The sequence below is a fragment of the Psychromonas sp. SA13A genome (assembly GCF_011378715.1).
Lineage (GTDB): Bacteria > Pseudomonadota > Gammaproteobacteria > Enterobacterales > Psychromonadaceae > Psychromonas.
In genome coordinates this window covers 19,349-37,880 of record NZ_WTKU01000018.1, presented here as the reverse complement: position 1 = coordinate 37,880, position 18,532 = coordinate 19,349, and the positions used below count along the sequence as shown (strand labels likewise).

Below are 18,532 nucleotides of genomic sequence, written 5' to 3'. Positions count from 1 at the left end.
ATTTGATTCTATTCTACGAGCTGCAATGTATTCTTTATTATGTATTTTAATCATTGCTCATAATGGAACACTTTATCGGATAATCCTGTACTTAAAATGACATGCTGATTTGGAGCAGCTAATTCCACTACACTATCCCCTTGATGATTGGTTGATACAACAATATTATCAGCATCTGTTTCTAGATAACTAAACTGTATGGTTGCAGGTAACATATTCCAACTTCTCAAATCCGCTACCTCACTAAATATCGTCGCTAAGTTTGCTAATAGCCCCAAGATTGGATCTTTATCCTGTGCTTCCTTAACCAATTGATATTTAGAAATAGCACGCGTCGTGGTTAACAATAAAATGGAGGGATATTCTTTATCTAAATCTTCTCGTACTAGCTTATCTACATTTTCTACTACTTCACTGTTGATTTGCTGCTTATCATCATTAATTTGGTTGTGCTGAGTTCTGCGCTGAATACTTGCGTAAGTTGGCATTGAAACTCTGACAATTTGCTTCCCATTAAAACTAGGAACCGCGAGACTTTGTTGCACCTTATTTGAAACTACCCCGTCAAAATAAAGACCGAAGACTTGGTGCTTTTTCTGCTTTATTTGTTTTTGTTTACTCAGTGCTGGATATTGTTGACTGTAATATTGGTATTGAGTGTCATTGCCCATTTTATCACTCATGCGCAATAGGCCTAATTTCAATCCTTTAGGTAAGCTTATGTTACGTTCCTTGAGTATTTTTTCTGCTAATTGGTAACTAATAAATGCATTAGAACGTTCATCCAACAACTCATAGATAATTGCAGACAACAAATGAGTACTGGCTAATTGACCATTCAATTGATCATTTTCAGCCAGCTTTTTCATTGCTACATCTGCTTGTAACATTTCAACACGTGCATCATCGATGCTGTTGTTAAATAAGTAACCCAATGCCAACATGTTATGCACCATTACACGATCAGTAGGATAACCGCTGTAACGCCTGAACGTTTCATTAACAGTGCCCGCAGCAACATTCTCCGAAATAGAGGTTGCTTGCAATGAAAGCATTTCATTTTTTGCTTTTAATAAAGAATCGATTGATAGTTCAAACTCACCGGAAAGTAGCTGTAAATAACCTAGATTCAAATAGTACTGAGCAAAATCTGATTGATCAGGCTCTGTCTCACTAAGTATCGAGAGGATCTTTTCTGGGGGTTCTTGTTGAAGTTGGTTAGCCAGTTTAATATTGTTATGTTGAGCTGCGCAGCCCGATAATAAGCATAAAAGAACAAACATTATTTTGTGCATAAAGAGACCACTTTCAAATTAAATAAGCGCTAAGCAGAGCTTAATTAGATATACCCGCTATATTCAAACTATAAAATAAGCAAGATTCAAACTCTGAAATGAACAAAGTTAAATATGCACAGTTCCTAGCTAAAAAGTTGAATATGTAACGGGTATATGAATGTCGATTGAATATGCTTAACCGCGTAGTTTGCTGTTTTTAACCAGCTTTTTGATTTTCTTCTCACCAATCCACACTTTACGGTTATCTTTAATGCTGATCAACTCTAGATTAACTTGATAGAAACGAACTTGAGTACTGCCATCAACATCGATAATCGTATTGATTTGACCTTGCATCATAAAGTCAGCACCATATTCTTGGCCCATTTCTTTACGTGTTGCTTCAGAAGCATTTAAGTCTTGATCCGCTCGTTCATCACGAATTTCTTGACGATTAGCAGAACTTGCTACAAATTGTACTTCACCTGAATTGATTAACTCACGCTCCATGTTAGCAATAAACGTATTAGTGTTGATATGCTCATGACTTAAGTTTTTTACACGCCCGACGATCACCGCAGGATCTTTACCTTCACTCTTAACAAATTTAGAAATCCAAGCGCGGGATAAAGAGTCTTCGATCATTTCACGTGCAACTAACTGTGAATCAGTATCATTCCATGCACCACTTAAATCAATTTGTTGTTGTGCATCTAAGCGCTCAACCGATGTTGAACAAGCTGATAAAATCAAACTTGCCATTATTGCTAACCAAAAACTAGATTGTTTTTTCATCGTAAATTCCACCTAAAAAGAATGATTGAAGATAACTGTAAATATTTGTTAACCATGACATAAAAAATTATCTATTTACAGTAATGTAATTAGATTATCTATCTGTAACAGTATAATGAGCTGCTTTGGCTTCTATGCTCCCCATTAAAAGCGAGTACAAAAGGCTAAGAGTAAGCTAATCTATTTTAGCTCACCAATTTTCCCAGAGCTTTGCCACCTAACAAGTGTAAGTGAATATGGTACACTTCCTGTCCACCATCAGCATTACAATTCATAATTAAACGATAACCTGATTCAGCAATCCCCTCTTGCTTCGCCAATTGTTTTGCAACGGTATACATTTTACCAATAAGAAACTCATCTTCTATTTCGATATCATTTGCAGTTGCGATCAATTTATTAGGAATGATCAAAATATGTATAGGAGCCTGTGGAGAAATATCGCGAAACGCAGTCACATATTGATCTTGATATAACGTATCAGACGGAATATCTTTATCGATAATTTTTCTAAATATAGTTTCTTCGGCCATCTTAAATCCTTAAAGCGAGTATTGAATTAATTTCTTAACGGCAGTTAAATATTTGCCGTACCATACAATTAAACAGGTGAACGATTACAACTCGGCAATCGCACCTTTACCGATCCCTTCATAAGCATAAACAATGACATTGTTTTGCCCTTCTTCTTGTTTGATAGTTTCGCATATAAAGCGGGCTAACTCTTCAACCGTTGTGTCATTATTGAGTACTTCACAGCGACTTGCAGGCATCAACAACTCAAAATACCCCTGTGCAGAATGATAAGCAGAACAATGCATTGGCACCGTTGACTCTGAAGGCGTAAAAGATAGTAACGTAGAGTCTAATAAATCTTCGTCGCTTGCTAAATAAATATCAGACCAACGTTGGGCCCATTTTTTAACCCATAGTTCACTATATTGACCATTAATATAAATATCAATTTTTGAACGATGCCCATGGGCAATACGTTGGCAATTACCATCGTGCTTTTTTAATCCATGCGTATAATGATAATAAGGTGTTGAAATTACTTCTGAACGTAACGTAATGGATAATCCGGTTATATTTTTAGGTAACTTAACTAATAATACTTGCTCTAAATATGCCTCTAATAACGGAATGGTTATGCTTTCAGCATCTAACAAGCAATAAGCTTGGTGCGGGCTTTTTAGCTGAATAACACTATGATCTTCAAGTATATAATCTACTTGAGTGCGATCAGCTTGAATCGATACAGAACAATAATCAGCAGACTGTGGCACCAGTAACTTATGATCTACTTCCGCGTCAATAATTGCTTTGATTTGTTTTTTAACTAGTGAAAAATCTAATAACATAGATTGTTCGTTTAATTGTCCATCTAGTACGACGTCTACTTGATAGCTTTCGCCAACAAAACCACGTCTGTGATCTAGATAGGTAGAATCGATGACCGTTAAATCTCGTACAAATAATTTCATGCTTTAATCACTTTTTTAAATTAACAGTCAACCTTAAAAAGGCGCTTTGTCATCGTCAGATATTTGTGCAGACTCAGTTTTACTATCAGTCTCGATTAACGCATCGCGTTTAAGTTGTTCACGAAGATTTGGTGGAATACCTTGGATAGTCAATGTATCTGAAGCTTCATCATAGCTGATTGAAGTACCTAAATGTTTTTGGTCGAAGCTGATGTTCATACCGCCGCCTTGGCCAGTGTACTTGGTTAGCTTTCTCATTAATGTTCGATCAGCAGGAAAGTTCTCTTCTAGTTGATAATCCTCAGTGACAAAATCATAAAAACTACCTTCAAGGCTAGAAGCGCTTTTAAACTCTTCGGATAAACTCGACAGGTCAATATCTTCGCCTTCTTTTAATTGCTCTTTACAATAATTTGAAGTGACTTCACGTACTGTTTGTTTTTGTTCTGTAGGTAAAGCTTGTTTTTCACAAAATTCATCGACCGCTTTTAACAAACCTTGGTTTTGTGCTTTTGCATCAAATCCTTCTTTTGCGCCCATAAAGTCTAAAAAGAAATCGGATACTTTTCTACCCACTCGCCCTTTAATAAATGATATGTAACGATTAGCTTCTGGATCGCGAGCTAATAAAGTGAGGTCAATTCTGGCCACAAGTTGAATTTTACTCGTTTCAATATGCTGACTAACTTGTAGTTCTAAGTTTTCGTTGACGCTAATCGATTGGTTATTTTGTAATAACGCCACCAATAAATAGTCACTAGTTGTCCAACTATACTTAGTAATCAACAACACACCCTCTTCTGCAAAGTCATGCTCTTTTAATTCATCAACCAAACACGTTGCTGCTTGTTGTGAAAAGCTAACAAAGTCTAATTCACCCGATAACTCTTCTTTCAAGGCGCGATGAAATACTTGTGGCTTGTCAGCTTCAGCAGCGAAATAAGCAAATGCTTTATTAGATTTACTTTGATAACCACGGTGTAAGTCCATCACCAGTTGCTCAATAGAAGGGGAAATAGGTAATTCACCTTCGCGCATTTTACAATTTAAAACCCCTTCGCTATTGTAACTAAGCGAATGTAAAATGATGTTAGTAGCAGAAACGTTCATAGATAGAGAGACCTTATTGAAGCAAGTGAACTTAATTGGTAAATTATACACACCACGGCGGATCTTAAAACAGCAAATCGAAGCTTATTGTGCGAATCTAGGTTCGGATTCACTTTCATAATTAACAGACAGATACGCTAAAGAGGATATTATGTTTGGTTAATTATCCGATCAACTTTAAAATTCCAGTCTTTAAGTGATTGGTATAATAATATGAGTGCGGTATCATATCGCAATTATTATCCCTTAATTAGAAGTTTATTATGCCAATTCAATCGAAATACTCTAGCCAAAAAATCGAAACTATTCTTGACCAGGTAATGGAGGTTTTACACGACAATGATGTGTCCGTTGATTTGAGTCTAATGATTCTCGGAAATAGCATTACACATGTTATTAATAGCCAAGTACCAACATCTCAACGTAAAGCCATTAGCGACAAATTTGTAAAAGCATTAAGTGCTTCTATTAATTTGAAAGATAAATAATAACAATGGTAGAAACGGGTCATAAATTCCACGATAACGTAGCCAAGCAAGTAGCTTGGGCTCACTGGTTTACATTTTTCAATATTGTTGCCATCTCTTTAATTAGCCTGCGTTATATCGCCTATTCAGGGTTAGCTGATTCAAGCTTAGGCATTTTTTATCAATTCTTAAGCTTAGTTGGCCATTTCAGTTTCCTTGGGGCGATGGTCTTCGGCATTCTGTTATTTCCGTTAGCTTTTTTAATTTCCCATAATTTGACCTATCGAATAATTTCTATTGTGATCGCAACCACTGCGATCACTTTTTTGATTATTGACACCCAAATTTTTCGGCTTTATGATTTCCATCTAAATCCACTTATTTGGCAATTTTTACAAAAACCGGAACAAGTTGAAGCTATTTATTCAATCAACCTTCACTATATTTCAATACCAATCACATTCTCATTGGAACTGCTTTTTTCCTTTTTATTATGGAAAAAAGTACGAAAAATTCAGTCTAAACACATCGGCAAGCCTATCGCCCTGTTTTTATTCGCGGCTTTTGTGCTCACACATCTTGTTTTTATTTGGGCTGATGCCACGCAATACCGACCAATCACCCATCAAAAGTCACTTTATCCGTTATCCTACCCGATGACTGCACGCACTTTTTTGACTAAACAGGGTTGGTTAAATGAAGACAAATTACAAAAAAATAGTCTGGGTCAAGCAGGAACCAATCAACAACAACTTAATTATCCACTCACGCCGTTAAGCTATGCACAAAAACCAACAATAAATGCCAACAATAACGTGTTGATCATTAATGTAGAGTCTTTGCGTGCTGACATGTTAAACCTTAATAATATGCCTAATTTAGAAGCTTTAAGCGAACAAGGTATGAATTTTAAAAATCATTTTAGTGGCGCTAATAATAGTCGACAAGGTGTATTTAGTTTGTTTTATGGACTACCCAATAGTTATTGGAATGCTGTTACAGAAAACCATATCGCACCAATTTTAATGAACGAAGTGGTGGCACAACAACGCCCTATTGGACTGTTTTCAAGTATTGGATTTGTACACCCAGAGTTTTTACAAAGCAGTTTTAGTCAGTTAAAAACGATACCTGATGTCTATTACTCAAAAGCAGAAAATAACATTCAAGTAGTGCAACAATGGGTAAAATGGGCAGCAACTCAACAGTTGGATAAACCTTGGTTTAGTTATGTCTACTTAGAACAAAAAAATGACCATTTATTTTCTCAAGCTACGCACAGAACAATTCCGGAACAAAGTGAAAATTTGTCTCTATATCAGTCTCAGGTTGCAACTATCGATAACCAGATACAACGTTTAATAGAAACTTTAAAAGAACAAAAACAATACCAAAATACTATTATTGTTATCACTGGAACTCACGGACAATCATTTAAAGGTCAAAATACAAATGATGAGTTAATTAATGGTTCACATGTACCATTAGTCATTATTTGGCCTGATAAAACACCTAAAAACATTTATAGAATGACAAGCCATGTGGATATTATACCGACGTTAATGCAAGATATTTTTGCAGTGACAAACCCTGCAAATTCTTACAGTAGTGGCCAACATTTATTAGATAACAATGTACGGCAGTATGTTTTATCTGGCGATATAGATAATTATATTATTTATGAAACAGATAAAATCACGCAATTCTCAGGAAATGGCGATATTGATAGTATTGACTGGCAAGGTGAAGGTGTTGGTAAAGCGGGTAATGAAAATGAATTTGATATTACCTTACTGATTGACGTGCTATCGAAATTACGTCGCTTTAATTAACACTACGACTGACACTGCAACTAACATTATGACAACAAAAAAGGGCTCAATGCTACTACTTAAAGTAATAGCGTTAAGCCCTTTTTTATTAAATTAATGCTATTGAAAGAAGTAAAAAGCTATTTAGATATTTTTACCGTACTAGGATCAATCCCATATTGACTGGCGAGATATTGCAAATAACCGAGATCTTCACACATACTTTTACCAGGCTCATCAGAAATTTTAGCAACCGGTTTGCCATTAACCGTGATCATTTTAATCACAATACTTAATGGTGTGTTGCCTACATCGTTCATTAAATTCGTACCAATACCAAATGTGACTTTAATACGTCCTCTGAATCGTTTCCATATTTCGATCATACGAGGAAAGTCTAAAGAGTCACTAAATACCAGTGTTTTATTTAGTGGTTCAATGTCCATACTTCGATACAGAGCAATGGCTTTTTCTCCCCATATAAAGGGACAACCACTATCGTGACGAAGGCCATCATACAATTTACCAAAATACGGATCGTCAAAGTCGCGAATAAAAGAATCCATCGAATAACAATCTGTTAATGCAGTACCAAGTCGTCCTCTGTATTCTCTTACCCAACCTTCTAATGCTGCAGTTTGCGCATCCGCCAAGCGGGTTACTGCTTGCCAACTCTGGAACCATTCGTGAGCCATGGTACCGAGCGCGGGTAAACCCAGCGTTCTTGCAAAATGAACACTACTTGTTCCGACAAAGGAATCTGGTAATTCAGCTTTCAAGGTTGTTAATACTTCTTCTTGCCAATCTTTACTGGCTCGACGCCGAGTTCCAAAATCTATAAAACTAAAACCACTTAAATCACCTTCGGCTTTAAGCAGCGCAATTTTTGAAGCTAATTTTTCACGAGCGATAAATAGATCGAAACCACCACAATTAATATAAGTGTGTAATTCACTGATAATGGATAAGGCATAAATTTCAAATAAACTGACGTGTAATAAAGGACCATCAAAACGTAAATTAATATTTTCACCGTCTGAATGTAGATGGATGAATTTCATATTTAATTTAAAAATACGTAGGAATTCAATGTAATCAGGTTTAATAAAAGACAGCTTCGCTAGATAATCTAATTCTTCGTCTGTAAAAGATAGCGTACAAATATGCTCTAGTTGCTTTTGAATTTCTGGAATCAAAGGCGTTAAATCTAAGCCTTCCTTATTTCTACATGCAAATTTCCACTGCACATTAACTAGACGGAACTCCGCTGCATGATAAAAAGCCTGCAACATGGTTATTTTATAAAAATCAATATCCATTAAGCTATTAATCAACCAACGATCTATTTTTGTATTACTCATTACAACTCCAGTTCCTGACTATTATTAATCAGTGTTGCACCTGCCATTTGCATTGTTGTACAGGCTATTTTTGTCGATTCACGGTCAACCCCACGGCAAGCCGCTAAATTAACAATCACTTTAAATCCAGCCCTACATAACTGTAACACCGATGTTTTAACACAATAATCAGTCGCAAGCCCCCCAACAATAACCACTTCAACCCCTTGTTGTTGCAACCATTCAATTGCACCAGTGCTTTCAGTTTCAGCAAGGTCTTGATAACAAGCACCATAGGGGTGTTTAAAAGGCTGCTCACCTTTTTTAACTAATAAATCGTACTCAGTTTCATTAGGTAATCCAGGTATTAAACTATTTCCTTTTGTACCAACCACGCAATGCGCTGGCCATTTAATATCTAAACTAGGGTAATCCCCCTCCACCGGCGTCATCACTTGATCAGCAGATTCCGCGATCCAAGGTGCCTGAGCAGGATGGCAATCTTTACTAACTAATCGATAGTCAGCAAACTTAGCTTGAGCATTTAACTCTGGTGCAATTAAATCCCCTTCAACTATCGGTAACTCATCGGGACACAAAGGAGTAAAACCACATTGAGGGTCGATATCAAAACTGGCCGTTTTCGTTTTTACAATTTTGATCATTAAATACTCCTATTTATTTTTTGATGTTTAACAGTGTACGAGCCGAGTAACTGTAATGCTTCATCAAATGACAGCTTTTAGTCACAACTTTTAATTGAAACCTCTGTTGTTAAGGTATTAATTTAAAATCTTGGCGTATTTGATCTATTAAATTTACACAGAAGAACAGCTTGAGAGATTAAGATTAAAAAAGCATTTAGTTTACTCCTGTACACAATGACTGGCAAGGTAGTGGAAATACAGTGTCATGCTATAGCTATGATCATTAAACTATTTTTTATTTACAAAACACCAATAATTATGATTTAAAAGATTCGAGTCAGCTTTAAACCTGATATATAGAATATTGTTTGCAACACCTTAAAAGTCGATTATTCTGTGCAATATCAATTTCTATAAACCACAGCAATGCTAAGGTATTGCTCATTTCACTGAGTTGCGTGCCATTTTATTGAGCTGAGTATGCTTTCAATAACATAAATTAATTTTTATGATGGTTTATGTAGCCTATAGCCCGAACTTTTATTATTCTTAGGCAATTATTCGCTTAAATTATGTTTTAATACGTTTCTGCTATAAAAATATCTATTTTAATTACATCTCAAGGATTTAAATGAACACTGATACACATGTCTCCAATCGATGGTCAAGTCGATACGCGTACGTTTTAGCTGCAACCGGTGCTGCAGTTGGACTTGGTAATATTTGGAAATTCCCCTACATCATGGGTGAAAATGGTGGTGGTGCATTCGTTTTTGTATACCTTCTATGTATCTTTTTAATCGGTATACCTGTGATGATGGCTGAAGTAGTGATCGGTAAACGTGGTCGTTCAACACCAGCGAATGCTATAGCGCATGTTGCTACCGAATCAGGTCATTCCTCTCATTGGTCAATCATTGGCACTATAGGTGTATTAGCGGGTTTCTTAATACTTAGTTTTTACGCAGTAATTGCAGGTTGGGCAGCAGCTTACGTATTTTTTGCTGGCTCAGGCGAGTTCAGTTCTGCGGCTGCAGTACCTGCAACTAATGCAGACGTAATTGGCGCTTTATTTACTGACTTAATTACTAGTGTTTCACAACTGCTTGTTTGGTCTTCATTAACACTTATTGCCGCTGTTTATGTAATTTCAAAAGGTGTAAAAAATGGTTTAGAAACAGCCATTACTTACTTAATGCCATCTTTATTACTACTATTAGTGGGCATTATGCTTTACTCCGCTGTCGTCGGTGATTTTGCATCTGCATTTAGCTTTATGTTCCATATAGACTTTTCTCAGCTTACTATTGAAGGTGCATTAGTTGCATTAGGCCACGCCTTTTTCACTCTAAGCTTAGCAATGGGTATTATGATGATTTATGGTGCGTACCTGCCAAAAGGTGTATCAATTGTAAAAACATCTATTACTATCGCGATTGCCGATACGGTTGTTGCATTAATTGCAGGCTTAGCTATTTACCCAATCGTATTTGCTAATGGTTTAGAGCCAAGTGCAGGACCTGGTTTATTATTCCAATCGCTTCCACTTGCGTTTGGTTCAATGCCATTTGGTGATTTAGTAGGCACACTATTCTTTATCATGATTGTATTTGCAGCCTTTACTTCTGTAATAGCTTTACTTGAATCCCCTACTGCTTACTTAGCTGAACGTCAAAACATGAGTCGTACTAAAGCGGCTATCATTGCTGGTGTAACAGTTTGGCTTTTAAGTCTATTAACTATTTACTCATTTGCAGGCGCAGAATGGACAAAACTATCATTCGGTATGGGCGGAGACATTTTTGAGTTCTTAGATTACATCACGGCGAATATTCTATTACCGCTTGGTGGTATCTTTATCTCAATTTTTGCTGGCTGGGTGATCAAGCCAGAAATTTTGAAAGAAGAGTTCCAAATGTCAGATACAGCTTTCTCGATTGTATTATTGTTACTACGTTTTGTAGCACCAATCGGTATTTTATTAGTATTTGCCAATGCTATCGGTTTATTTTAAACATAAGCTTATTGCGTAAAATAAGCACAATATACTGATTGTTGTGCTTATCATGTATAACAGAATATAAGCAACTCCTTGAGTTGCTTTTTTTTGCTCTCGAAATAGAATATTGGAACGCTTACTTATTTTGATACTTTATCACTACAGGCGATGGTCTTAACACTTTAAGTTAAAATGCATGGCGGATTCAACATTGTATTATGACAATTCCACTAAATAACTGATCAAGCTTGGTTAGCGAATTCAACATTGAAGATCATCACTTCTGGATTATCAATTTTGCAAGCAGAATAAATGTTTGACGCAATATTTAATCACGCACTTAATAGAGTTAGTATTACAGAGAGGTGTTTAGTTTTTTGATAAATAATGCACTTCAAATAAACGAGTAGAACACTGCTATATATGAAGATTATTCAGTTAATCTATCAATTATTTCAAACATAAATACAAGCAATGATGCAACATGAAAGAATTTAAGGAAAATATATAATGGGATTTTTATCAAGTATCACTTCACTTTTTTCAAGCAACACTTCAGAAGCAACAACAACAGCCGAAGAGGCTGCAAGCGTAACCTATAATGGCTTTATTATTACGCCTGCCCCCATAGCAGAGGGCGGACAATTTCGAGTAGCAGCGACGATCACTAAGGGTGAAGATGAAACATTACAAACGCATCAATTTATACGCTCTGATTTAGTAGGTAGTCGTGACGAATGTATTGAGATCACCATTAGAAAAGCAAAAATGACCGTTGATCAATTGGCAGACTCCCTATTCAATTAACTTATTTCTTCACATTGAAAATTAAAATTTGAATGTTGAATGTTGAATGTAAATTATAAAAGAATTTCATCGCACCTTTTTAATTAAGATCTTGTTTTATTGAGGAGCTTATTTTATTAAATGAGCTCCTCGTTATCATCACTTAAATAATTTCAAATTATTTGTCATTGTCTCACTCACTTTATTAAACACGCGCAGTTCTTCCTGAGATAACCCTTGTAGCATCTGCTGTTTGATTTTTGCTTGTGCCTCATAAAGTTGCGTAGCTAGCACTTTTCCATCTTTTGTCAGTGACAGGATCAAGCTACGTTTATCTTCGGGATTTGCTGTTTTAGTGATCCATTTATGCTCAATCATTTCTTTAATCAATCGCGCTATTTGTGATTTATCTTTGTCAAAAAAACACACAATATCGTGCGCGGTACAGGATTCATTTTTTTTAATAAAAGATAAACATTTTACATGCATCGAATTCAACCCAATTTCATTAGCTTTCAGTTCTGAACGCATCGCTAGACGATAGCAATGAACGATATTGAAAACAGCATCTGAACTAAAGTCATTTTTCATAGAGGGCACCTTTAAAGTTAGTTGACATTGTCAACTTAAATACATTATAGTAGACTTTATCAACTAAAGTAGTTTAATTCAAGGAAAACCCTATGCAACCTAAAAAGCCAAATAAGAATAAGCGATTAACGCATGTTTCACAGGTGATTGACCTTTCACCGCATTTACGTCGCATTGTTGTCACAGGTGATAGCCTTAACGATTTTCCGATTGACCAAGAAGGTTCCTATGTCAAAATTGTAATAGAAAAAGAAGATGAAGTCGTCATGCGTTCATATACGATTCGACTATTTGACCAAGAAAAAAATGAACTATCTTTAGACTTTGTCATTAATCGTCATCAAGGTCCAGCGACTGACTGGGCCCAAAATGCGAAAATAGGTGATAGCGTTGGTATTGCAGGCCCAGGACCAATGAAGATAACAAATTATGATCACCACAGTTATTTACTTGTGGGTGACTTAACCTCGATGAATGCATTAAATGGATATATTCCAAAGTTCAAAAAAGAAGCCGATATTAAAGCCATTATCGCAGTGCCTAATCGTAAAGACATTATAAAAATGGATTATGATGATTCCCTTAACACACACTGGTTTATTGAGGATGAAGCCACAATAACATTAGAAGAAACGGTACTCGAGGCAGCTAAGAATATGGCAAAAGATAGTCATGTATTCCTAGGATTAGAAGCCAGTAGTATCCGCGCGCTACGTCCTGTTTTACAAGAAGAGATAGGTTTTGATCGCTTAAATATCTTTGCCGTGGGCTATTGGAAAAAAGGGGTTAATGCTGATCGTTTTGGAGCAGAAAAGCGTAATAATCCACTATAATAAAAGGCGAGTTCACCGGAGACAATTTGATTAAATTAAAATGTTAATGAGCTAAATAACAATAGTTTAGTATTTTTGACTACCGGTCATAGATATAATTTTCCGTTTACAATGACTTATTTAGCTTTCATTATGCTTTCATTATGCTTTCATTATTTAACATTAAGAATTTAGTATTAAAGAACAAGCACGCCTTTAAATCACAATTTATAAAGGCTGTTGTTCTTAGATCTTTTTTGCCATCGGGAAACAATTCTCATTGAATAGTGCATATCTGCATAAATTATCCTGCATGCTAAATGATCAAAACTTGCTATAGCTTACAGAAACGACTGCCTTTAATTGCAACATCACTAGTAGCGATTAATATGTTATCTCTGTTTCACTCAAATTGCGTTTATTGTTGTTCATATAAGTTAGCCGATGTACTCGTCACTATTCAGATACAAAAAGTTTAACAATAAAAATTTCTGTTAATCAAAGAGTTAAATTACTTATTGAGTACAATTTACTGCAATATGAGTTAAATGTTATTAATCATTATTTGGGGTATTTATGAAATTAGAATCACTTGCGTTACACCATGGTTATGAATCAGAAGCGACCACTAGAGCAGCTGCTGTGCCTATCTATCAAACCACTTCTTATACTTTTGATAATACCCAACACGGTGCTGATCTATTTGATTTAAAAGTACCTGGGAATATCTATACGCGCATAATGAACCCAACGACCGATGTATTAGAAAAGCGTGTAGCTGCAATGGAAGGCGGTATCGCGGCACTAGCAGTCGCATCCGGCATGTCAGCCATTACTTATGCTATTCAATGTATCTGTGAAGTTGGCACCAATATCATCAGTACCAGTCAACTTTACGGTGGGACTTACAATCTATTTGCTCATTCATTACCTAAACAAGGCATTGAAACCAGAATGGTTTCTTATGATGACTTTCAAGGGTTTGAAGATGCAATTGATGAAAATACGCGAGCTATCTTCTGTGAATCAATCGGTAATCCGGCCGGTAATATTGTTGATTTGCAAAAGCTAGCCGATATAGCGCATCGCCATGGATTACCATTAATTGTTGATAATACAGTAGCAACACCAGTGCTTTGTCGCCCTTTTGAGTTTGGTGCGGATATTGTAGTGCATTCTCTGACTAAATATATTGGCGGCCATGGTACCTCCATTGGTGGTGCAATCGTCGATTCAGGCAAATTTGACTGGGTTGCTAACAAACAACGTTTTGCCGTATTAAATGAGCCAGATCCTTCTTATCATGATGTGGTTTACACTGAAGCCTTTGGACCAGCTGCTTTTATAGGTCGTTGCCGCGTAGTACCTTTACGTAATACAGGCGCTGCTATCTCACCGATGAACTCATTCCAAATTATGCAGGGGCTAGAAACGTTGTGTTTACGTATGGAGAGACATTGTGAAAATGCAGAGAAACTTGCCACTTATTTAAGTAACCATGAAAAAGTCGCTTGGGTTAATTACGCCGCACTTGAAAGCAGTGCTTATTACCAAACTTGTCAAAAGATTTGTGGCGGTAAAGCTTCCGGTGTATTAAGTTTTGGCATTAAAGGTGGCGCTGAAGCTGGCGGTAAATTTATTGATGCACTACAAATGATTTTACGTCTTGTGAATATCGGCGATGCAAAATCCCTCGCTTGTCATCCTGCATCCACCACTCACCGTCAACTTAATGCCAATGAGCTAAAAGCGGCAGGTGTGAGTGAGGAATTAATCCGTATTTCAGTAGGGATTGAAAACATTGTTGATATCATTGCTGATGTAGAACAAGCATTAGCGAGTGTTTAAGCATTAATTAGCCAATACCCAGACAGTATAAAAATAATCATCACCTTCATTAAGGTGGTGATTATTTAGCTCAAGCAATTACTCAATCGCTTCTTGTTGTTGTTTTACAAGCTCAGAAACTCGGTCACTTGCCCAACTTTCTAGTCGCCAATTCTTAATAAAAGCACAATGCCCCCCTTTCTCTTGCAACTCTATGGTTAACCAAGGCGAGCTAAATAATTCATCCAATTGATCAGCAGGGATCATAGGATCATCTGCCGCAGCAATAATGGTTGTCGCAATCGCCAATTGACTAAGACTCTCACCCAATATTGAATAAGCATCGAAATATGCTTGAAGACTCTTAAATGGCGTATAACCTAATACAAAAAACTCATTCATTTGATCCAATGTTTTTAATTTTTTTAACTTATCGCCGTAATCAAAATGATCGTGATGTTGTAATTTTTTGAATAATGAATTTTTCCATCTTTTTACAAAATATTGCTCATACACAGGAAAACCCGTATTCAGCTTTTGCATCGTTGTTGTAGGATGTAATAATGGGCAAATGGCAATGGCTTGGTGCAAATTAATATGTTCAACCTTAGCGATATTAGCCACGCGTAAACAAAAATTACCGCCAAGCGAATAACCACACAAAACATTATGCCCCCCTCCAAATCGCTCGCAGAGATATTTAACAGCTTCCACTACTTCTTGCAAACGTGTTGAATTAAACAAATCTTTATTGAGGGACTGCGTACCGCCATGATCGCGAAAATTTAAACGGAAAACATCATAACCATCATTTAATAATTTTTGACCATTGGAGAGTACATATAAAGACTCTGAGCACCCTTCCCACCCATGTAAAATAATGGCGAGGCCTTTGCTAGCAACCTTAGTATGACTTTTTGTTAGAAAGCCCAGTAGTTTTACACCTTGAGGTGTTGTGAGCACATGTCGTTCAGCCGTTTTTAATAATACAGAAGCACGTCGTTTCTCTAATAGCTTTCTCGGCCCAGTGCTGGACAAAATAGATTGTAAATGCTGATTGCTAAGCCCTTTGGCTGGTTTAAATTGACTCAATTTTTTTACCCATATATTTTCACAATAAAAGCGATATACATAAACAGATTTACCCTGATCACAGAAATCAGTAAACTAGCCGACATTATATTCAAATGGAATTGTTATTCATGCCAATACTTATTGCCGTCACCTTTTTATGGGCTTTTTCTTTTAGTTTAATAGGCGTTTACCTAGCCGGACAAGTCGATGCATGGTTTTCAGTGCTAATGCGAGTTGCGTTAGCGACAATAGTCTTTTTACCGTTTTTAAAACTACAACAAATCAGCATAAAAGTCGCGTTACAATTGATGGTCTGCGGTGCATTCCAACTCGGCATTATGTATGGCTTCTATTATCAATCTTTTTTATACCTTTCAGTCCCGGAAGTTTTACTGTTTACCGTAATGACCCCAATTTATATTACGCTGCTGAATGACTTATTAGATCGAAGATTCAATGTCGGTTTTATTATTAGCGCATTATTAGCGGTTATTGGCGCGATTGCTATTCGTTATGAGGGTATTGATCAAGGATTCTTGAAAGGGTTATTAATAGTGCAAGGTGCCAATTTATGTTTTGCAACGGGGCAAGTTGGCTACAAACGTATTATTGCAAAAGAGCGTGAAGATTTGCCACAACGTACAGTCTTTGGATGGTTTTTCATTGGCGCATTAACCGTCGTGATCCCTTGTTATTTAGTACTTGGCGATCCCGATAAATTACCGACAACCACCCTACAATGGTCAATTTTGTTTTACTTAGGTATCGTCGCTTCTGGAATAGGTTACTTTGCTTGGAACAAAGGGGCAACGATGGTTAATATCGGTACATTAGCGGTGGCTAATAATTTATTAATTCCAGCAGGCATTATTGTCAATGTGTTATTTTGGAACCGAGATGCTGATATTTTAAGATTATCCATAGGTGCTGGCATTATCTTATTAGCGTTGGTAGTCAATGATAAATTTAATCAGAAAATTCATAAGCCTAACGTAGAATAACTAAAAAAGAATAGAAAGGGTTAACCATCTCACGGACTATTTTATAAATGCTCACTATAAAAATAGTCCAACACCTCATTTTTCATGCCCACTCTCATAACTAGATGAAGTTAATAGATGAAAATTTGAAAATGTTTATTGCATAGACCAAACAGCTGCATGTAATTCAAACGCATTTTGCCTATTAATGAACCACATTATTCAGCTATTACTCTACAACCTTCATTTAAATCAAATACATATCATATATCTATCTCTTTACAGGTTAATATATTGATCTATGATAACTTTCTTTAGTACACTCCTTTGCAAAAAATAATGCTTGTAACTCACTGTTTTAAAATATTAGTTGCTCTAAAAAACGAGCTGCTTTAAAAGACGAGTTTTGCATTAGATTGAATGTTTAAAGCATAACAAAGGTTTTGATATGAATAATAATATGAAGTTGTTTTATTTGGTTTTAGTGATCACAGGGTTATTTTGTACCGTGGCAGAAACGCTCACTTCACTACAACATAAATCACCTTCTTTGTTTTTACCTGTTGCGATTCTACTGTTTTTTACGGGGATCATTGGCGTATTTAATATTAAGCGAGCAGAGAAAAAAGCAAGGGTCGTTAAATCTGCAAAATAACAGCGTCTGAATCGGAATACCTGCTCAAAATAACCTACTCAAAATAACAACGTCAACAATCAGAATAGCTATCTCAAAAAATAACGATCAGGTGTCAACTCAGCGACACCTTGTTTTGCTAATGGGTAAAACTCACGGTATTGTTTTGATTACTTTAGCGGGATTACCGCCAATCACAACATTGTCAGGAAAAGACTTTGTTACTACAGCTCCTGAAGCAACCACTACATTATGACCTAATGTTACACCTGGATTTATTGTCGCGTGTCCGCCTATCCAGCAGTTATCACCAATTCTTATTGGCTTAGCAAACTCGATTCCACTTACTCGCTCGATAGGGTCAATAGGATGACAAGCAGTATAAATACCGACTTGTGGTCCAAGCATGCAATTGTCACCAATAATAACTTCCGCACAATCCAATATCACACAGGCAAAATTAGCATAAAAATTTTCACCCACTTTGATGTTTTGACCATAATCACAATTAAAATGTGGCTCTATAGCAATGTTTATACCCGTACGTCCAAATAACCCTTTCAGCAGTTTTTCTCTTTCTGCTTTTTGGTCTCGATTAGTCGCATTATATTTAGCGGTAACCTCCCTCACATTGGCACGAATTTGTGACAAGTTATGATCACTAGGGTCATAAACTTCACCCGCCAGCATTTTATCTAATTCATTCATTTTAATGTCCAACTTATGTTCGAAACGTATTATCTAATACTTATGCAGAAACTTATTTATACATTCCCTAGATTTGTTTAATAAACTCACTTCCTAGATTCACACAATAAGTGCAATGTATCAGGATGTTGAATATAAACTATTTATTTCATCTTACATTAACCGTTAATTTAATAAGTCATTTAATTTC

18 protein-coding genes are annotated in these 18,532 nt (G+C 36.2%); 8 read left to right on the top strand and 10 right to left on the bottom strand.

The genetic code is table 11. The annotated features are described in order from the left end of the window. Positions 1 to 50: 50 nt before the first annotated feature. The 5 genes from GQR44_RS14525 to yejK form a co-directional block, all read right to left on the bottom strand. Positions 51 to 1,295: a hypothetical protein gene (locus GQR44_RS14525; protein ID WP_166372469.1), complete on the bottom strand. Its 1,245-nt coding sequence runs from the start codon at positions 1,293 to 1,295 to the stop codon at positions 51 to 53. A 177-nt stretch (positions 1,296 to 1,472) separates the two neighbouring features. Continuing rightward, a complete protein-coding gene (locus GQR44_RS14520; protein ID WP_166372468.1) occupies positions 1,473 to 2,072 on the bottom strand; it encodes a penicillin-binding protein activator LpoB in 600 nt (199 codons plus the stop codon). A gap of 185 nt (positions 2,073 to 2,257) precedes the next feature. After that, a complete protein-coding gene (locus GQR44_RS14515; protein ID WP_166372467.1) occupies positions 2,258 to 2,605 on the bottom strand; it encodes an HIT domain-containing protein in 348 nt (115 codons plus the stop codon). Between the two features lie 84 nt (positions 2,606 to 2,689). Further along, entirely contained in the window at positions 2,690 to 3,556 is an 867-nt protein-coding gene (locus GQR44_RS14510) for a 6-carboxytetrahydropterin synthase (RefSeq protein WP_166372466.1), read from the bottom strand. A gap of 33 nt (positions 3,557 to 3,589) precedes the next feature. Next, positions 3,590 to 4,666 (bottom strand): nucleoid-associated protein YejK, encoded by a 1,077-nt coding sequence (gene yejK, locus GQR44_RS14505; RefSeq protein ID WP_166372465.1) that lies wholly within the window; start codon positions 4,664 to 4,666, stop codon positions 3,590 to 3,592. Between the two features lie 263 nt (positions 4,667 to 4,929). Between yejK and GQR44_RS14500 the strand changes: the two genes are divergently transcribed. Together GQR44_RS14500 and GQR44_RS14495 are read left to right on the top strand one after the other, a co-directional pair. After that, the gene (locus GQR44_RS14500; RefSeq protein ID WP_028867137.1) at positions 4,930 to 5,154 is read left to right on the top strand and encodes a DUF1414 domain-containing protein; all 225 of its coding nucleotides are present in this window, start codon (positions 4,930 to 4,932) and stop codon (positions 5,152 to 5,154) included. Between the two features lie 5 nt (positions 5,155 to 5,159). After that, positions 5,160 to 6,965 carry a DUF3413 domain-containing protein gene (locus GQR44_RS14495; RefSeq protein ID WP_166372464.1) on the top strand — a complete coding sequence of 602 codons (1,806 nt, stop codon included), beginning with the start codon at positions 5,160 to 5,162 and terminating at the stop codon, positions 6,963 to 6,965. 119 nt (positions 6,966 to 7,084) lie between these two features. Here the strand turns inward: GQR44_RS14495 and pncB are convergent, their stop codons facing one another. Both pncB and GQR44_RS14485 read right to left on the bottom strand, forming a co-directional pair. Next, positions 7,085 to 8,305: a nicotinate phosphoribosyltransferase gene (gene pncB / locus GQR44_RS14490; protein ID WP_166372463.1), complete on the bottom strand. Its 1,221-nt coding sequence runs from the start codon at positions 8,303 to 8,305 to the stop codon at positions 7,085 to 7,087. Continuing rightward, positions 8,305 to 8,949 (bottom strand): isochorismatase family protein, encoded by a 645-nt coding sequence (locus GQR44_RS14485; protein WP_166372462.1) that lies wholly within the window; start codon positions 8,947 to 8,949, stop codon positions 8,305 to 8,307. Before GQR44_RS14485 ends, pncB begins: the two co-directional genes overlap by 1 nt. A gap of 613 nt (positions 8,950 to 9,562) precedes the next feature. Between GQR44_RS14485 and GQR44_RS14480 the strand changes: the two genes are divergently transcribed. Then, positions 9,563 to 10,945 (top strand): sodium-dependent transporter, encoded by a 1,383-nt coding sequence (locus GQR44_RS14480; RefSeq protein ID WP_166372461.1) that lies wholly within the window; start codon positions 9,563 to 9,565, stop codon positions 10,943 to 10,945. A 495-nt stretch (positions 10,946 to 11,440) separates the two neighbouring features. Continuing rightward, the gene (locus GQR44_RS14475) at positions 11,441 to 11,737 is read left to right on the top strand and encodes an HlyU family transcriptional regulator (protein WP_166372460.1); all 297 of its coding nucleotides are present in this window, start codon (positions 11,441 to 11,443) and stop codon (positions 11,735 to 11,737) included. Positions 11,738 to 11,875: 138 nt separating this feature from the next. On the opposite strand, the gene GQR44_RS14470 is transcribed toward GQR44_RS14475, so the two are convergent. After that, positions 11,876 to 12,307 carry a MarR family transcriptional regulator gene (locus GQR44_RS14470; protein ID WP_166372459.1) on the bottom strand — a complete coding sequence of 144 codons (432 nt, stop codon included), beginning with the start codon at positions 12,305 to 12,307 and terminating at the stop codon, positions 11,876 to 11,878. Positions 12,308 to 12,399: 92 nt separating this feature from the next. Here GQR44_RS14470 and GQR44_RS14465 point away from each other — a divergent pair, with 92 nt between their 5' ends. Further along, complete coding sequence (locus tag GQR44_RS14465; protein ID WP_166372458.1) at positions 12,400 to 13,140, top strand: siderophore-interacting protein; 741 nt, start codon at positions 12,400 to 12,402, stop codon at positions 13,138 to 13,140. Between the two features lie 555 nt (positions 13,141 to 13,695). Further along, the gene (locus tag GQR44_RS14460) at positions 13,696 to 14,967 is read left to right on the top strand and encodes an aminotransferase class I/II-fold pyridoxal phosphate-dependent enzyme (RefSeq protein ID WP_166372457.1); all 1,272 of its coding nucleotides are present in this window, start codon (positions 13,696 to 13,698) and stop codon (positions 14,965 to 14,967) included. A gap of 78 nt (positions 14,968 to 15,045) precedes the next feature. Here GQR44_RS14460 and GQR44_RS14455 read toward each other — a convergent pair whose 3' ends face one another. Beyond that, positions 15,046 to 16,038 carry an alpha/beta fold hydrolase gene (locus GQR44_RS14455; RefSeq protein WP_166372456.1) on the bottom strand — a complete coding sequence of 331 codons (993 nt, stop codon included), beginning with the start codon at positions 16,036 to 16,038 and terminating at the stop codon, positions 15,046 to 15,048. A 110-nt stretch (positions 16,039 to 16,148) separates the two neighbouring features. On the opposite strand from GQR44_RS14455, the gene GQR44_RS14450 reads away from it, so the two are divergent. Both GQR44_RS14450 and GQR44_RS14445 read left to right on the top strand, forming a co-directional pair. Further along, positions 16,149 to 17,021, top strand: coding sequence for a carboxylate/amino acid/amine transporter (locus tag GQR44_RS14450; RefSeq protein WP_166372455.1), 873 nt, complete (start codon positions 16,149 to 16,151; stop codon positions 17,019 to 17,021). Between the two features lie 427 nt (positions 17,022 to 17,448). Continuing rightward, on the top strand, positions 17,449 to 17,655 hold the full coding sequence (locus tag GQR44_RS14445; protein ID WP_166372454.1) for a hypothetical protein: 207 nt from the start codon (positions 17,449 to 17,451) through the stop codon (positions 17,653 to 17,655). A 132-nt stretch (positions 17,656 to 17,787) separates the two neighbouring features. Here the strand turns inward: GQR44_RS14445 and GQR44_RS14440 are convergent, their stop codons facing one another. After that, positions 17,788 to 18,342 carry a sugar O-acetyltransferase gene (locus tag GQR44_RS14440; RefSeq protein WP_166372453.1) on the bottom strand — a complete coding sequence of 185 codons (555 nt, stop codon included), beginning with the start codon at positions 18,340 to 18,342 and terminating at the stop codon, positions 17,788 to 17,790. Positions 18,343 to 18,532: the final 190 nt, after the last annotated feature.

Bases quoted from the DNA above. Each gene is read 5' to 3' on its own strand.
- GQR44_RS14525 (WP_166372469.1), bottom strand. From the start codon at position 1,295: ATGCACAAAATAATGTTTGTTCTTTTATGCTTATTATCGGGCTGCGCA.
- GQR44_RS14520 (WP_166372468.1), bottom strand. From the start codon at position 2,072: ATGAAAAAACAATCTAGTTTTTGGTTAGCAATAATGGCAAGTTTGATT.
- GQR44_RS14515 (WP_166372467.1), bottom strand. From the start codon at position 2,605: ATGGCCGAAGAAACTATATTTAGAAAAATTATCGATAAAGATATTCCG.
- GQR44_RS14510 (WP_166372466.1), bottom strand. From the start codon at position 3,556: ATGAAATTATTTGTACGAGATTTAACGGTCATCGATTCTACCTATCTA.
- yejK (WP_166372465.1), bottom strand. From the start codon at position 4,666: ATGAACGTTTCTGCTACTAACATCATTTTACATTCGCTTAGTTACAAT.
- GQR44_RS14500 (WP_028867137.1), top strand. From the start codon at position 4,930: ATGCCAATTCAATCGAAATACTCTAGCCAAAAAATCGAAACTATTCTT.
- GQR44_RS14495 (WP_166372464.1), top strand. From the start codon at position 5,160: ATGGTAGAAACGGGTCATAAATTCCACGATAACGTAGCCAAGCAAGTA.
- pncB (WP_166372463.1), bottom strand. From the start codon at position 8,305: ATGAGTAATACAAAAATAGATCGTTGGTTGATTAATAGCTTAATGGAT.
- GQR44_RS14485 (WP_166372462.1), bottom strand. From the start codon at position 8,949: ATGATCAAAATTGTAAAAACGAAAACGGCCAGTTTTGATATCGACCCT.
- GQR44_RS14480 (WP_166372461.1), top strand. From the start codon at position 9,563: ATGAACACTGATACACATGTCTCCAATCGATGGTCAAGTCGATACGCG.
- GQR44_RS14475 (WP_166372460.1), top strand. From the start codon at position 11,441: ATGGGATTTTTATCAAGTATCACTTCACTTTTTTCAAGCAACACTTCA.
- GQR44_RS14470 (WP_166372459.1), bottom strand. From the start codon at position 12,307: ATGAAAAATGACTTTAGTTCAGATGCTGTTTTCAATATCGTTCATTGC.
- GQR44_RS14465 (WP_166372458.1), top strand. From the start codon at position 12,400: ATGCAACCTAAAAAGCCAAATAAGAATAAGCGATTAACGCATGTTTCA.
- GQR44_RS14460 (WP_166372457.1), top strand. From the start codon at position 13,696: ATGAAATTAGAATCACTTGCGTTACACCATGGTTATGAATCAGAAGCG.
- GQR44_RS14450 (WP_166372455.1), top strand. From the start codon at position 16,149: ATGCCAATACTTATTGCCGTCACCTTTTTATGGGCTTTTTCTTTTAGT.
- GQR44_RS14445 (WP_166372454.1), top strand. From the start codon at position 17,449: ATGAATAATAATATGAAGTTGTTTTATTTGGTTTTAGTGATCACAGGG.
- GQR44_RS14440 (WP_166372453.1), bottom strand. From the start codon at position 18,342: ATGAATGAATTAGATAAAATGCTGGCGGGTGAAGTTTATGACCCTAGT.